At 67.1% G+C, this 14,774-nt stretch carries 17 protein-coding genes; 2 read left to right on the forward strand and 15 right to left on the reverse strand.

Features of this window, described 5'->3' with window-relative positions; translation table 11 throughout:
• Positions 1-3: 3 nt before the first annotated feature.
• The 10 genes from rnhB to AC5RWX_RS07580 form a co-directional block, all read right to left on the reverse strand.
• On the reverse strand, positions 4-702 hold the full coding sequence (gene rnhB / locus AC5RWX_RS07535; RefSeq protein ID WP_493943346.1) for a ribonuclease HII: 699 nt from the start codon (positions 700-702) through the stop codon (positions 4-6).
• Complete coding sequence (lepB, locus tag AC5RWX_RS07540; RefSeq protein ID WP_493943347.1) at positions 699-1,532, reverse strand: signal peptidase I; 834 nt, start codon at positions 1,530-1,532, stop codon at positions 699-701. Before lepB (AC5RWX_RS07540) ends, rnhB begins: the two co-directional genes overlap by 4 nt.
• Before the next feature lie 11 nt (positions 1,533-1,543).
• On the reverse strand, positions 1,544-2,260 hold the full coding sequence (lepB, locus tag AC5RWX_RS07545) for a signal peptidase I (RefSeq protein ID WP_493943348.1): 717 nt from the start codon (positions 2,258-2,260) through the stop codon (positions 1,544-1,546).
• A 32-nt stretch (positions 2,261-2,292) separates the two neighbouring features.
• A complete protein-coding gene (gene rplS / locus AC5RWX_RS07550) occupies positions 2,293-2,652 on the reverse strand; it encodes a 50S ribosomal protein L19 (RefSeq protein WP_493941266.1) in 360 nt (119 codons plus the stop codon).
• A gap of 227 nt (positions 2,653-2,879) precedes the next feature.
• Complete coding sequence (gene trmD / locus AC5RWX_RS07555) at positions 2,880-3,854, reverse strand: tRNA (guanosine(37)-N1)-methyltransferase TrmD (protein ID WP_494097174.1); 975 nt, start codon at positions 3,852-3,854, stop codon at positions 2,880-2,882.
• Positions 3,855-4,403: a ribosome maturation factor RimM gene (gene rimM / locus AC5RWX_RS07560; RefSeq protein ID WP_493941264.1), complete on the reverse strand. Its 549-nt coding sequence runs from the start codon at positions 4,401-4,403 to the stop codon at positions 3,855-3,857.
• 124 nt (positions 4,404-4,527) lie between these two features.
• Entirely contained in the window at positions 4,528-4,767 is a 240-nt protein-coding gene (locus tag AC5RWX_RS07565; protein WP_493941263.1) for an RNA-binding protein, read from the reverse strand.
• Positions 4,767-5,192, reverse strand: coding sequence for a 30S ribosomal protein S16 (gene rpsP / locus AC5RWX_RS07570; RefSeq protein ID WP_493941262.1), 426 nt, complete (start codon positions 5,190-5,192; stop codon positions 4,767-4,769). Before rpsP ends, AC5RWX_RS07565 begins: the two co-directional genes overlap by 1 nt.
• Before the next feature lie 312 nt (positions 5,193-5,504).
• Positions 5,505-5,990: a hypothetical protein gene (locus tag AC5RWX_RS07575; RefSeq protein WP_493941261.1), complete on the reverse strand. Its 486-nt coding sequence runs from the start codon at positions 5,988-5,990 to the stop codon at positions 5,505-5,507.
• 67 nt (positions 5,991-6,057) lie between these two features.
• The gene (locus tag AC5RWX_RS07580; protein WP_493941260.1) at positions 6,058-6,945 is read right to left on the reverse strand and encodes a VOC family protein; all 888 of its coding nucleotides are present in this window, start codon (positions 6,943-6,945) and stop codon (positions 6,058-6,060) included.
• A 13-nt stretch (positions 6,946-6,958) separates the two neighbouring features.
• Here AC5RWX_RS07580 and AC5RWX_RS07585 point away from each other — a divergent pair, with 13 nt between their 5' ends.
• Positions 6,959-7,507: a YkvA family protein gene (locus AC5RWX_RS07585; RefSeq protein WP_493941259.1), complete on the forward strand. Its 549-nt coding sequence runs from the start codon at positions 6,959-6,961 to the stop codon at positions 7,505-7,507.
• On the opposite strand, the gene AC5RWX_RS07590 is transcribed toward AC5RWX_RS07585, so the two are convergent.
• The 4 genes from AC5RWX_RS07590 to ffh all read right to left on the reverse strand — a co-directional run bounded on the left by AC5RWX_RS07590 (position 7,489) and on the right by ffh (position 11,824).
• The gene (locus tag AC5RWX_RS07590) at positions 7,489-8,730 is read right to left on the reverse strand and encodes a hypothetical protein (protein ID WP_493941258.1); all 1,242 of its coding nucleotides are present in this window, start codon (positions 8,728-8,730) and stop codon (positions 7,489-7,491) included. The two genes, AC5RWX_RS07585 and AC5RWX_RS07590, sit on opposite strands and share 19 nt — an antisense overlap.
• A 61-nt stretch (positions 8,731-8,791) precedes the next feature.
• Positions 8,792-9,502, reverse strand: coding sequence for an alpha/beta fold hydrolase (locus AC5RWX_RS07595; RefSeq protein WP_493941257.1), 711 nt, complete (start codon positions 9,500-9,502; stop codon positions 8,792-8,794).
• Between the two features lie 10 nt (positions 9,503-9,512).
• On the reverse strand, positions 9,513-10,070 hold the full coding sequence (locus tag AC5RWX_RS07600; RefSeq protein ID WP_493941256.1) for an NUDIX hydrolase: 558 nt from the start codon (positions 10,068-10,070) through the stop codon (positions 9,513-9,515).
• Between the two features lie 167 nt (positions 10,071-10,237).
• Positions 10,238-11,824: a signal recognition particle protein gene (gene ffh, locus AC5RWX_RS07605; protein WP_493941255.1), complete on the reverse strand. Its 1,587-nt coding sequence runs from the start codon at positions 11,822-11,824 to the stop codon at positions 10,238-10,240.
• A gap of 237 nt (positions 11,825-12,061) precedes the next feature.
• On the opposite strand from ffh, the gene AC5RWX_RS07610 reads away from it, so the two are divergent.
• Positions 12,062-13,465 (forward strand): glucose-6-phosphate dehydrogenase, encoded by a 1,404-nt coding sequence (locus AC5RWX_RS07610; RefSeq protein ID WP_493941267.1) that lies wholly within the window; start codon positions 12,062-12,064, stop codon positions 13,463-13,465.
• A gap of 73 nt (positions 13,466-13,538) precedes the next feature.
• Here the strand turns inward: AC5RWX_RS07610 and AC5RWX_RS07615 are convergent.
• The coding region (locus tag AC5RWX_RS07615) for an HNH endonuclease signature motif containing protein (RefSeq protein WP_494097175.1) at positions 13,539-14,774 on the reverse strand (1,236 nt) is incomplete at its 5' end.

Raw genomic sequence — 14,774 nt, forward strand, 5'->3', positions numbered from 1 at the left:
TGTTTAGTTAGCAATATCGACGGCGGGCATAAACGGCTGCTCCGGGGTCAGCCGCCAGCTCCGGCGGTGAAGGTCGGACGGGCCGATGCCTAGCAGGGCGGCGCGATGGGCGGGGGTGGCGTAGCCCTTGTTGATGTCCCAGGCGTACTCCGGGTACTCCGTCGCGTAGCCGGTCATCATGGCGTCACGCTCCACCTTTGCCAGCACACTGGCGGCAGCCACGCTGAGGCACTGCAGGTCGGCCTTGATCCGGGTCAGGACCGGCGCGTCGCAGCCCGGCTGGGCAGCGTCGTCGAACAATGACGGCTCCCCGGCGGAGAGCCAGTCGTGGTTGCCGTCCAAGATCACGATGTCCGGCCGGGCGGTCGCTACCACTTGGCCCCAAGCGCGGGCGCCGGCGAGCCGCAGGGCCGCCATCAGGCCCAGCGCGTCGATCTCCGCTGCGCTGGCGTGGCCCACCCCGTAGGCCAGTGCCCATTTCTGGATCTTGGGCACCAGGGCCACCCGGTCGGCCGGGGTGAGGAGCTTGCTGTCGCGCACGCCGCGGATCTGTTTGGCCGAGGTCGCGTCGATGGCGACCATCCCTACACTGACCGGGCCGGCGAGGGCGCCGCGGCCCACTTCGTCCGCGCCGGCGACCAAGCGGTGTCCGGCCTCGACGAACGAACGCTCAAAACGTAGCGTGGGGGCTTTGCTGGTCACTTGGACTCGTTCTGACGGGTGATGGCGGGCGGTTCGGTGCCGGTGGCCGCGGAAGGTGCCGGCACGCCGTCGAACACTTCGGGGTAGTTGCCTAGGAAGCTCAGCCGGTCCAGCGGCCAAGCGATAACGCTGGCCTTGCCCTCGACGGATTCAACGTCAACGAAGCCCTTGGAAGCTTCGTCCTGGTGCTCGCGCGAGTCCGCGGAATGGTTCCGGTTGTCGCCCATGACCCAGATTTTACCCTCGGGCACGGTCACGTCGAAGGGAATCCGTGTGTTGTCCGAGCCCGGCGCGAGGTAGGGATCCTCGTCCAGTGGTTCGCCGTTGACCGAGACCCTGCCGTCGGCGTCGCAGCAAACCACATGGTCTCCGCCCAGTCCGATGACGCGCTTGACCAGGTGCTGCTGCGAGGAATCGGGCATCAGGCCCACGAAGGTAAGGAACTGCTGGAACCAGTTGCCGGTGTTGTGAGCGCCGTTGGGCGGCAGCCAATTGAGGTCGTCCTGGAAAACCACCACATCGCCGCGGGTCAGCGCGAACGGCTGCGGCACCAGCAGGTTGACGAAGATCCGGTCGTCCACCTCCAGCGTGTCCTCCATCGAGGTGGACGGAATGAAGAAGGCGCGGAAGAGGAAAGTCTTGATCAGGAAAGAAAGGACGACGGCGACCGCAACGATCGTGGCGATCTCCTTCAACCACGACACCAGCGAGTTCCGCCCGGTATTCTGACGTTCGCGGTTCTTGAGTCCGCGGTTCTTCCGTTCGCGCTTCTGCGGCCCTGAGGCGTCCGGCTGGTACCCGCCAGTGTCCTTCGGGTCGTCCTGGTCCATGCTCACTATCCTCAATTCTCCGCGGGCTGGTCCGCCGGCTGGGAACCCAACTGTATCCGGTCCAACCCGGCCGCCCGGTCCAGCGGCCAGATGATGCTCAGCGGCCGGCCGATGACCCGCTCAACTGGAACCATACCCCCGCCCGGCGCACCGAGGAGCGCACGGGAATCGGCCGACGCGGAGCGGTGGTCCCCCATCAACCACAATCTATCTTTGGGTACCTGCACGGAGAACTGCACATCGCTGGGCGCGTCGCCGTCGAAAATGTAGTCCTCCTGCACCGGTTCGCCGTTGACCTGCAGGCGGCCGTCCGGCCCGCAGCATTCGACGGTGTCCCCCGGCAGGCCGATCACGCGCTTGACGTATATGGTGTCGCTGCCGGCAACGCCCAGCCACTGGCCGGCCTGCTGCACGAGGTCGACGAACGGGGAGTTACCGCTATTGAAGGGCGCAAACGAGCCGCGGCCGTCGAAAACCACCAGATCACCGCGCCGTATTTCACCGAAGTGGTAGTCCATGCGCGAAACGAGCACGCGGTCGCCGGTCTCCAGCAGCGGCTCCATGGACCCCGAAGGGATGTAGTACACGTCGACCAGCGTGGCCCGGACGATGGCGCTGAGCACCACCGCGCAGACCACGATGGCCAACACAAAACGCCAGCCCGGAAGTCCGGACCGGCGTCTTGGCGGTTCCCCGGAAGCGTCTGGGGAACCAGAGAATTGCTGCACTGCCTAAGTCAAGAAGCTGCCGGTAAGCAGCTTTACTTGGCGGTGCCGAAGTCGCGCTTCTCCTTGATGCGGGCAGCCTTGCCGTGGCGCTTGCGCATGTAGTACAGCTTGGCGCGGCGAACGTCGCCCTTGGTGACGACCTCAATGTGGTCGATGATCGGGGAATGTACCGGGAAGGTACGCTCCACGCCCACGCCGAAGGAAACCTTGCGGACCGTGAAAGTCTCGCGGACACCATGGCCCTGGCGGCCCATCACGAAACCCTGGAAAACCTGGATACGCGCGGTCTTGCCTTCGATGATGTTCACGTGCACCTTGACGGTATCGCCGGCGCGGAACTCGGGAACGTCGCTACGCAGCGAAGCTGCGTCGACAGAGTCGAGGATATGCATTTCTCACTCCTGGTGAACGCCACAGGTCATTCACTTTGGTTACGGCGCGACGGTCAGGCCAGAGCCTGCAACCGTCGCTGCCGAAATTCAAGAACCGGTCCGTCCGGGAATCGGCGGCCGGCGAATCCAGCTGTTGGCAGCGCTCCCCCTGTGGCAGGATCGCGCCCAGCGGACACAATCCTCTATTTTGCCACATGGCGCGGCCGAAGCTCTAATTCCGCTGGAACTTACGAGGTCGCCTCGGCGCTGGTTTCCGACGACGGCGCAGCCGGCAGGACCTGCGTGGGCGTGATGGTGTAGCCGAGCGAGCTGAGCGTGGCGCGGTCGGCCTTGTCCAGCGTCTCCGGATCCAGCGCCAGGATCAGGTCCGGGCGGCGTTCAGCGGTGCGGCGCAGTTGTTCGTCACGGCGGTGCCGGGCGATCTTGGCGTGGTTGCCGCTGAGCAGCACCTCCGGGATGCCGCGTCCGCGCCAGTCCGACGGTTTGGTGTAGACGGGGTACTCCAGCAGCCCGTCCGAGTGGGACTCCTCCACCAAAGATTCGGGATTACCGACGACGCCGGGCACCAGTCGACCCACGGCTTCAACCATGGCCAGCACGGCAACCTCTCCCCCGTTGAGCACGTAGTCGCCGAGGCTGACCGGCCGCACCCGGAAGTGCTCGGCGGCCCATTCCAGGACACGCTCGTCGATGCCTTCATACCGGCCACATGCGAAGACCAGATGGTCCTCGAGGGCGAGCTCATAGGCAAGCGACTGGTTGAAGACCTCGCCGGCGGGCGACGGGACGATCAGGACCGGGCGGGCGGCGGGAGGCTGTGCGGGCTCTGCTGGCCGCGCGGGGTTCGCCGTGGGGGTCTCCACGCGGGTCTCCACGCGGGTCTCCACGCGTTCGCAGGCGCTCACTTGGTCGACCACCGGGGAGGCGCTCACTTGGTCGACCACCGGGGAGGCGCTCACTTGGTCGACCACCGGGGAGGCGATCACTGCTTCGAGGGCTTGGGCCCAGGGCTCCGGCTTCATCACCATGCCGGCGCCGCCGCCGTACGGGGTGTCGTCCACGGTGCGGTGGCGGTCGGTGGTGAAGTCGCGCAGGTCATGCACCTTGAGTTGCAGGAGTCCGTCCTGCCGCGCTTTGCCAATCAGCGACAGGTCCAGCGCGGCCAGGTACTCCGGAAAGATGCTGACGACGTCGATGCGCACCTAGCGCTCCCCCTCGCCGTCGTCAGGGGTTTCCTGCGCGCCCGGAGCGTTCAGTTCAAACAATCCGGCGGGCGGGGTGAGCAGCACGAAACCGGCCTCCACATCGACCTCCGGCACGATGGCTTCGACGAAGGGCACCAGCACTTCCTCGCCGTCGAGGTTTTCCACCACCAGCAGGTCTTGGGCGGGCATGGTGTTCAGTCCGGCTACCTTGCCGACCACCTCGTCGCCCACGCGCACGTCGAGGCCGACGAGTTCGTGTTCGTACCAGGCGTCGTCGTCGTCCTCGACGTCGTCGGTGTCGATGAAGAGCTTGGCGCCGCGGAGTTCTTCGGCACCGTTGCGGTCCGCGACTTCATCGAAGCCCAGCAGCAGGATGTCCTTGTTCCAGCGGGCGCTGCGCACGGTCAGCGGCCCCAGCCGCGCCGGCTCCACGGTCAGCTCGACGTCGGGCACGAAGCGATCGGCCGGAGCGTCGGTCAGCACCTGGACGGTAACCTCCCCGCGAATGCCGTGCGGTTTGCCGATCCGGGCAACTTGTAGCTGCATGCAGACTCCTTGGAAAAACGTCCGTCGGGGTGAAAAACGTCCGGCCCCTGGACCATTAGCTGGTACAGGGGCCGGAGGTTATGAAATGGGTGCCTGGCCTAGAGCCGGGCAGCGCTGATCCGGATCAGCGTCGGCGGTCGGTATCCACCACGTCGACGCGGACCTGCTCATCGGCCAAGGCGTTCACCACGGTGCGCAGTGCGCGGGCGGTGCGGCCCTGGCGGCCGATGACGCGGCCCAGATCCTCCGGGTGAACACGAACCTCGATGACGTCACCGCGGCGGCTGTTCTTCTGCGTGACCTTGACGTCCTCGGGACTGTCAACGATCCCGCGGACCAGATGATCGAGCGCTTCAGCCAGCATTACTCAGCCTTTTCGGCTTCGTCTGCAGCTTCCTCGGCCGGAGCCTCGGCAGCTTCTTCCTTCTTGGCCTTCGGGGTGATGGCCTCGGGGATGATGACGGAGTCCTTTTCGGGAGCCACGAAGGTTTCCTTGGCTTCCTTGGTCTTGAGAGTGCCTTCCTGGCCCTCAATACCCTTGAACTTCTGCCAGTCGCCAGTGATCTTGAGCAGGACTGCAGCCTGTTCGGTCGGCTGGGCGCCGACGCCGAGCCAGTACTGGGCGCGCTCGGAGTTGATCTCGATGAACGAGGGCTCTTCGGTCGGGTGGTACTGCCCGATCTCTTCGATGGCACGGCCGTCGCGCTTGGCGCGGGAATCCATGACAACGACGCGGTAGTGGGCAGAGAACTTCTTACCGAAGCGCTTGAGGCGAATCTTTACGGCCACTGTTGTGGTCACTCCTGGTTCTGAAAATGGGCGAACCCGTATGTCTGCTCCCGTGGGGCGGGCCATGGTTAGGGTTCAAAGGACAAGATGCATGCACGGAGAGAGGGGCCGCGCAGATCGAGTACCTGACTATTGTGCCAGATGGAAACCAATCCGCGCGACTTGACGTGCGGTGTTGCTAATGCGGTGGGTCTCCACGCGTTCGCTGGCGCTCACTTGGTCGACCACCGGAGGGCGCTCACTTGGTCGACCACCGGAGGGGGTGGGTCTCCACGCGTTCGCTGGCGCTCATTTGGTCGACCGCCGGGGAGCTTAGGCTTCGGCGGTGCTGGACCAGACGTAGAGCTGCTGGCGTTCGGCATGCTCGGCCTGCGACGCCAGCTGCGCGATGCGGCGGACATAGTCCTCGGCGATGTCGCCGCTGAACGGCATGTCTTCTTCGGCAGCCCACAGCGAGGCGACCTCCGGGATCAAGGAGGCACCAACGTCGTCGGTGTGGGTCAAGAGTTCGGCCAGCGACTGGACCATGGCGTCCGGGGCCACCATCAGGTAGTCGCTGGAGACGTCGGCCATGTCCAGCGCCTCGCCGGTGGCGGCGCCGACGGCCTTGGCAGCAAGACCGCCGAGGATCTCAATCTCCAGGTCGGTGACCCCGTTGAGGCGGAGGCTCGGGGCATCCCCGACCGCGGCCATGGGCCCGTCGGTTTGGCCGCGGGATTCGACGCTGGCCTCAAGTTCTGCGGCGCGCCGGACGGCGGCATCATGGGTGGCAACGAAAATTTCGGTGGTTCCGGACATGTGCAGGCCCTTCCGCGGCTAGACCGATGGTTCTCTTTCAGCCTAGCCGCAGCGGGCGGGTTTCTGCTTAGCCGACGGCGATGCGCAGCTGGTTGCGCCACGGGTCCTCGAAGCGCAGTTCGGCACCGGTGTGGTGGTGCGAGATGCCGGCGCTGGTCAGCCGTTCCGCCAGGGCGCCCACTTCGTCGTCCGTCGGTACGTGGATCAGCACTTCGCCCAGGCCCAGGGTGTCCTTGCGCGGGCCGGCGCCGCGGCTGTTCCAGACGTTCATGGCCATGTGGTGGTGGTAGCCGCCGGCGGCGACGAACAGCGCCTGGCCGTGCCAGCCTGCGGTGCGCTCGAAGCCGAGGGTCTTCACGTAAAATTCTTCGGCGGTGTGGGTGTCGCCGACCTGCAGGTGCACGTGGCCGATGTCCGCACCGGACTGGCGCTGGCTGGAGAGCGCCTCCTCGGTCAGGTGGCTTTGCAGGTAGGTCTGCGGGTTCAGGGCCAGGCTGTCCATGTGGACTTCCTTGCCCTCGGCGGTTTCCTTCCACGACCACTGGTCGCGCGGGCGGTCCCAGTAGAGCTCGATGCCGTTGCCCTCCGGGTCAGTGAAGTAGAACGCCTCGCTGACCAGGTGGTCGGCGCTGCCCGTGAACCGGGACGGGTCGGTCTGCGCAGCGGTGGCCACGGTGGCGGCCAGGTCCGACTGGCTCTCGAACAGGAAGGCGGTGTGGAACAAACCGGCTTCGCCCCGGGACGGCAACTGCAGCCCGGTGGCCGGAGCCAAGTGCAGCAGCGGCGTGGTGCCGCGGCCCAGGAAGACGCCGCCGAGTCCCTCGGAGACGGGATCCAACCCCAGCGCCTGCTGGTAGTAGTTGGTCATGTTCTTCATGTCCCCCACCTTGAGCATCACGGTGCCCATCGTGAGGTCGGCGGAGAGCAGGTCCTGGGGGTTTACTTGAAAGTTCATGTAAATATAATACTTGAAGCTTCACGTTTATTCCAGTCCCCTGTTCTGGGGGCTGGTGGGACTTGCAGCACATCTTGCCATCGAGCCGGCCGGTACGCTGATCCATGAAGGGTCAGCTCTGAGTCAGGATGCCGCAATGCAATGGTGGGAACCGGTCCTCGCCGTGGCCGGCGGACTGGCGCTGCTGTATGCCCTGATGCTGCTGGCCTTGTGGGGGTATGCGCGGCGCCATCCGGACACCGTCCGGATGCGCGATGCCTTGCGCCTGCTGCCCGATCTGCTCCGCCTGCTGCGCCGGCTGGCGGCGGATCGCGAGCTGCCGGTCCGGACGCGGGTGCTTCCGCTGCTGTTGCTGGTCTATCTGGCCTCGCCCATCGACTTGGTTCCCGACTTCGTCCCGGTCCTTGGCTACGCCGACGACGTGCTGGTGGCCGCCTGGCTGCTGCGCGCGATGGTCCGGTCAGCCGGACCGGATCCGCTGCGCCGGCATTGGCCGGGCACCGAGGCCGGACTCACCGCCGTCGAACGGCTGGCCGGTGTGGATCAGCGGCGCCGCCGGTAGGCCAGGTAGCTGCCCAGCGCCACGTCGCTGGCGGCCTGCAGTACCAGGCCCAGCGCGCCGGCGCGCAGCAGGCGGGCACTGGCCGGCCGGCGGCCCGCAGCGCGGAACAGCAGCGCGGCACCGGTGGCCGCCGCGGCGGCACTGCCGGCCAGCATGCCGGGGCGTGCGACGACGGCGCGCTGCCAGGCGGCGAGGGGCCCCCTCCCTTCGGCGGGGGTGCTGGCCAGTTCAAGCAGGGCTTTGCCGATTGACTGCGCCGGGAAGGTCTCCATCCCGGCGACCCGGTCCGGCTGCAGCGTTCCTTCGGCCAGCCGTGCGGCGACCGGCGGCAGTTCCAGGAGGTGGCCGGCCCGGGCCAGGATCCCCGGCTCGTCCGGTGAGGCCATCAGCTCCTCGAGCCCCTTGACGGCGTCCGGGTCCAGACCGAGAACTTCGCACAGACGGCGCGGATCGGGACCTTCGGGATGCACAATCCGGCCGAGCAGTCGCAGCGCGTCGGCGTCCGCGCGGGACGTCGAGGGGAACGGCTTGGCCGCCCCTTCCCAGGCGTGCCAGAAACTGGTGTCCGGATCGCGCCGGGTTCCGGGCAGCCATGCCTCCACCGCGCGGAAACCGTCAAAGTCCATGAGCGCCACGATGGGTTTGGCGGAGGCCGGCCAGTTGTAGAGCCCGGGCGCCGCCTCGCCGTGCACCAGCACGACGCGCTGTCCGGGTGCAGGCCCGTCCGGGCCTCCCGCGCCGGGCTCCAAGACGTGGACTGCCACGCCGTTGAGGGCACCGAACATCAGCAGATCCTCGCGCCGGAATTTCCCCACCAGTACAGTGCGCAGCTCGGAGGGGTCCGGCGCCTCAAGCTCTTCGGCGTCCTCGGGCGCCGGCACGGCATCCAGTTCCAGCGCTGCCTCCGGTGCGGGCGCCTCGTATTCGATGCCGTCGATCTCGACGGCTGCCCCCAAATCGGCGGAGAGTCCGCGGACCAGGGCGGCAACGTCCGGGCCCGGGACGGCCTTGCCGGCGGTATCCAATACTGCCGCTCGCTGCTCCGGGTTCACCGCCAGCAGCACGGAGACGACGCTGTCGCCGGGCTGCGGGATTCCGCCGGCGAAGGCGCCCAGCAGGGACCGGTTGGAGAGTTGTTGCTGCAATGCCGCCACTCCAGCTTCGTCCAGCGGCCACGGCCACCACAGTTGTCCGGACGCCGGTTCCCAGCCTGTTTGGTTCATAGCTCAACGCTAGCAACACCTGGTCGGTCCGGCTGCGCAGCGACGGGCGGAAATCCTCCGCTCAGCCCGGCAGCGCCTTTCCGGCCAGGAACGCTTCCAGCAGCGCATGGCCCTGGTCCGAATCCTGCGGCCGGTGGTGGCCGTCGGCGTGGCGGTGGATGGCGCCGGTGCCGGCCAAGTAGTGGGCCACTTCCTCGTACAGCGGCTCCCAGCCGCCGGTGACCACGAGCGTGGGCAGCCCCGGGACAATGTGCAGCGGCGCGTTCCACGGCGGGGCCTGCAGCCGGGCCCGCTTGGCCTGTGCCCGGTCGGCCGCGGTGGCCAGCGGCAGCGCTTCGGCGCCGACCACCAGCCGGACGAACTCGCGCTGGTACTCCTCGTCGGTCAGCTCACGGCGGGCGGCGAACAGCGGCTCCAGCCGTTGGCGGTACGCATGCGTGGCAGGCAAGTCGGCGGTCAAGGACAAGCACGCCGGCTCGAACAGCGTCAGCGAAAGCACCTTGTCCGGGTGCTCCACGGCGGCCATCATGGCGGCGACGGCGCCCTGCGCGTGAGCCACCACGTGGGCACCTGCGCCGAGATGACGGCCAACGATCCGGGCGTCTTCATCAAAGTCGGTCGGCAGCGGATCCGCTTGTAGGTCAAACCCGTGGCGGCGGAGGAACAGACAGTCGTAGCGTCCGGCCAGTCGGTGCTGATGCGGCCAGGCCGCGGCACCAAAACTGTCGGTGCCGTGGACAAAGACCACCCGCTCTCCGCTGCCGATTGCCATGGGAGAAATACTAAACGCCGGACCCGACAGTCCCTTTGGACCCGCCTGCTGGCTCGGGTTCCCAGACCTGGGGCGCCAGTTCGCGTTCCGGCACGCGCGACTGCGCTGTCCGCAGCACCTGCCCGTTGCGCAGTTCCACCACGGTGAGGAGCTCGTGGGCGCGGAGTCCGGCTGCCAACTGGGCGGACTGCGCGCTGTCCAGGACGGCTTCGGCCTGTTCGACCGGAAGGAAGACCGCCTGTCCCCCGGCACCCGCGGCGAGCTTACCGCCGTCGTATGTGCCGCCGTCGTACACAAAGGTAATGGTTTCGGCGGCCGTGGCGGCCACCGGCTGGTAATCGAGCGCCAGGATGCGCCCCGGCGGCACCGGCAGGGAGGATTCGGCCAGCACGCGGGCCGCGGCGGAGCGCGGGTCTTCACCGGGCCGGACCGCAGCGGCCGGCAAAGCGGGGCCGCCGGGACCGTCCACCAGCACCACGGAACCGCCGACGCTGCGTACGATGACCACGACGGCGCCCTGCCGCCTTCCGGACGGGCGATCCACGCCGCTGTGTGCCTGCTCTGCCACGAAACTCCTTCGCTGCGCTGCCTCGCCGGTGGGCTTCAGGCCCTCGTCGTCGTTGCCGTCGTCTTGCCGAATCGATTCAGCAACCCAGCTTACCTTCCGGTCTCACGGCAAGTGCCCCGCCGGACTCGCCGACGGGGCACTAAACAATGCAAGTGGAACTTGGCGGACTACTTGCCGAGGAACTTGTCGAAGCCCTTGGGCAGGTTCAGCGCTGACGGATCAAAGTCCTGGCCGTCCTGCGGGGCACCGAAAGCGCTTCCGGCCGGCACCGATGCCTTGTTCTTGCGCCGCTCCTCGGCCTCGCGCAGCTCCTGCGCCGCCTTGGCCGGGTTGCCGGAGCGGGCCTTCTTCTTGCCCTTGGCGGCCTGCTGCTTCTTGCGGGCGCCGCCGAAGCCGCCGGGACCTGCCATGCCCGGCATGCCCGGGATGCCGCCCCCCTGCGCCATCTTCTTCATCATCTTCTGGGCCTGGCCGAAGCGCTCCAGCAGGCCGTTGACCTCCGAAACGTGGACGCCGGAGCCCTTGGCGATGCGGGCGCGGCGGGAACCGTTGATGATCTTCGGGGCAACCCGCTCGTGCGGGGTCATCGAGCGGACGATCGCTTCCACGCGGTCGATCTCGCGCTCGTCGAAGTTCTCCAGCTGCTGGCGCATGTTGGCGGCGCCGGGCATCATCATGAGCATCTTCTTCATCGAGCCCATTTTGCGGATCTGCTGCATCTGGGCGAGGAAGTCGTCCAGCGTGAAGTCTTCCTGGTCGGCGAACTTCTGCGCCATCCGCTCGGCTTCGCCCTTGTCCCAGGACTTCTCCGCTTGCTCGATCAGGGTAAGGATGTCGCCCATGTCCAGGATGCGGTTGGCCATCCGGTCCGGGTGGAAGATCTCGAAGTCGTCCAGGTTCTCGCCGGTGGACGCGAACATCACGGGCTTGCCGGTGACCGACGCGACGGAGAGCGCGGCACCGCCGCGGGCATCGCCGTCGAGCTTGGAAAGGACGACGCCGGTGAAGTTGACGCCTTCGTTGAACGCCTGCGCGGTATTGACGGCGTCCTGGCCGATCATCGCGTCGATCACGAAGAGGACTTCGTCCGGGTTGATGGCCGCACGGATGTCCGCGGCCTGCTGCATCATCTCCGCGTCGACGCCGAGCCGGCCGGCGGTGTCCACGATGACCACGTCGTACAGCTTCTGCCGTGCTTCTGCGATGCCGTCGCGGGCAACTGCCACCGGATCGCCGGTCACGGAGTCGAACTCCGACTGCACGCCCGGGTGCGGGGCGTAGACGGGCACGCCGGCGCGCTGGCCGTTGACCTGAAGCTGCGTCACGGCGTTGGGGCGCTGCAAGTCCGCGGCAACCAGCAGCGGGCTGTGGCCCTGGCCCTTGAGCCACTTGGACAGCTTGCCGGCCAGTGTGGTCTTACCGGCACCCTGCAGGCCGGCGAGCATGATCACCGTCGGCGGGTTCTTGGCCAGCTTGATCCGGCGGGTCTCGCCGCCGAGGATGTTGACCAGTTCGTCGTTGACGATCTTGACGACCTGCTGGCCCGGGTTCAGGGCGCCCGAGACTTCCTCGCTGAGAGCGCGTTCCTTCACATGGGCTGTGAACGCGCGCACCACGGGCACGGCAACGTCGGCGTCAAGCAGGGCTCGCCGGATTTCGCGCACGGTGGCATCGACGTCGGCCTCGGACAGGCGTCCCTTGCCGCGCAGATTCTTGAAGGTTGAGGTCAACCGGTCAGAGAGTGAATTGAACACGCGCCGTGTCTACTTTCGTCGATCTGGTTCACAATCCCCGGGCCACGCCGGAGTTCAGCTCTTAAGGGTATCAACTGGCGGTGCCCTCAGTCGCGCCCTTCCGCTCGCCTCGCAGCTGCCACCGGACCGTTCCCTCCGCGTCGCCGCCGTGGCAAGGTGGGAAACGTGAGCGCTGAACAGACGGAGACGAAACAGACGGAAACCAGGGACGCTTCCTCCCCCTATGCCAGCGGGCCGATGCAGATACGGACACTGCTGATCTTGGGAGCTTCCGGCGATTTGACCGGCAGGCTGCTGCTTCCGGGGCTGGGAAGGCTGATTGCCCAAGGCAAAACCACCGGGCTGAAACTGGTGGGCGCCGGCTCCGATGACTGGGACTCTGCGCGATGGCAGCAACGCGTCAGCGGCGCCTTTGACCCCTGCGCCGGCGCGGCGAACGACGCCGGACGGCAGCAACTGCTCGACATCCAGCAAGAGACCCAATACCACTCGGTTGACGTAACGGCCGATGGAGCCCTGGCCAAGCTGCTGGCGGAACTGGGCGGACCGGTGGCCGTATTCTTCGCCCTGCCGCCGGCTGTCAGCCAGAAAGCATGCGAAGTGCTCCAACCCGAGGACGTGCCAGAGGGGACCCGTCTGGTGCTGGAGAAACCGTTCGGCACCAGCCTTGAGTCGGCCGTGTTGCTGAACAAGACATTGCTGAAACTAGTGCCTGAGGACCATATCCACCGGGTGGACCATTTCCTGGGCAAGTCAACAGTCTTCAACATCCTTGGCCTGCGCTTCGCCAATCGCTTGTTGGAACCGTTGCTCAGCAATGAGCACGTAGCGAAAGTGGAGATTTTTTACGACGAAGCCCTCGCCCTGGAGGGGCGCGCCCGCTACTACGACGGCGCCGGCGCGCTGCGGGACATGATCCAGAGCCACTTGCTGCAGGTAATGGCCCTGACGGCACTGAACCCGCCGTCCACCCTTAAAGAGCGGGACCTGCGCGACCATATCGGCACCGTCATGCGGGCCAGCAGCGTCGACCCCGACTTCGCCAAAAGCACCCGACGAGCCCGCTACACTGCGGGCCGGATTGGCGACCGGGATATTCCCGACTACACCGCGGAACAGGGCGTGGACCCCTCACGGAAAACGGAAACCCTTGCTGAGGTTGAAGTTTCGATCAACAACAACCGCTGGGCGGGCGTCCCATTCATCCTCCGTTCGGGCAAGGCCTTGGCCCAACCGAAGAAGGAGGTCATTATCACCTTCAAGCCGGTCAGCCACCTGCCCACGGGATTCAAAGGCATCGACAGTCCAACCCGGTTGAGGATCGGTCTGGGGCCAGAGACCCTGCAACTGGAGATCGATGTCAACGGTCCGACCGACATCTTCACGCTGGACCGTGCGGTCATGGCAGCAGATCTTCACGCGGCTGACCTGCTGCCCTACGGCGAAGTCTTGGAAGGCGTGCTGCACGGCGACCCGCTGTTGTCTGTCCGCGGAGACATCGCCGAGGACTGCTGGCGGATCGTGGAGCCAGTACTGAAGGCTTGGGAAAAAGACGTGGTGCCGCTGGAAGAGTACGAAGCCGGCAGCAACGGTCCGCCCGGCTGGGAGACTTCCCGAAGCGACACCCCGCTCCCTGGGTAGCAGGTGCCGCAGGCCGCAGGTAGGCAGCGCCGCAGTAGCAGGCGTCGCAGGTGGGCAGCCTGCGGCCTATCCATCAGAACGGCGGCGTCGTTTCGTCGCATCGTTCGCCTTCCTCTCCGTCAGAGGGCCCTCCGCCTGCGCTTGTCCCCCGGCTAGTTTCATCGCTCGCCTGGTCTGCTGGTGTGGGGTAGGTGAGTGCCCAGCCTTCGTCGGGGGTGGTGGTGTGGGTGTGTCCGGAGCGGGTGGTGAAGTGCAGGGTGCCGTCCGGGTCTTGGGTGAGGGTGCCGCCGCCGTGGTGTTTAGTTTTGTGGCCGGGTTTGCAGCGGGCGTTGAGGTTTTCGGGGACTGTTCTGCCGCCGTCTTCCCAGGCGATGGTGTGGTCGATTTCGCATTGGTCGGCGGGGACGGTGCAGCCGAAGTCTCGGCAGTGCCGGTCGCGGAGCCGGACGAGGCGTTTGAGCCAGTCGGGCGGGGTGCGCAGGTCTTTGGCCGCGGCGATGGCGTGGCCGTAGTCGTCGGTGAGCACGAGGAGCCATGATTTGGCCAGCGCGGTGAGGTTGCGGGTCATCTCCGGAGGGATGGGTCCGTAGCCGGTGAGTTCGCCGGGGTCTTCGGCCAGCTGGAGCAGGGTGGGCAGCGGGGCGGTGACGGCGACGGAGGCGGTTGTGTTCGCGCCGCCGCAGGTGCAGGGGCCCTGGGCTGGCGGTCCGGACGCTGCCGGGCCGGTTGCGGTGTCCGCGGCGGCCGTCTCCTTGGCGGCGGTTTCGCTTTTCGTCGTGGCCCCGGCTTCCGGTGTTGTCGCAGCGGCAGTGCCGTTGCCGGCGGCGGTGGTGGGGGCGGGTTGGTAGGCGTGGTCGGGGTAGCGCAGGAGCATGTCGGTGAAGACGTCGGCGCGGAGCTGGCCGAGGGTGCGGGTTTCCTCGGCGGTTTGCAGTTTCCTGGCGTGGGCCTGCATCAGGTTGTAGGCCAGCAGGGCTTTGTCCGCGGAGGTGCGGATGTAGAGTTCGGCCATGCCGTCCTCCTGCGGCAGGTAGTGGACGGTGCGCCGTTCCATCGCGGCCCGGTGCCGGGTCTCGAGTGGTTGTGGGTGCAGCCGGTCGCGGGCGGCGCGCGCGCGGGCGTGGACGGATTCGAGGGTGATGGCCCCGGCACCGGGCAGCACGGTGTTCTCGAACTCGGCCAAGGTGCCCGGGGGCAGGTCGGCGCCTTTGCGGGCGATCGCGGCGGCGCGGGGCAGGTCGATCGCGCCGTCGTCGAGGGCGGCGAGGGTGGCGGGCAGGTGGGTGCCGATCTGGTGCGCGTCGGCCAG

It is taken from the genome of Arthrobacter sp. SPT-J7 (genome assembly GCF_059089965.1).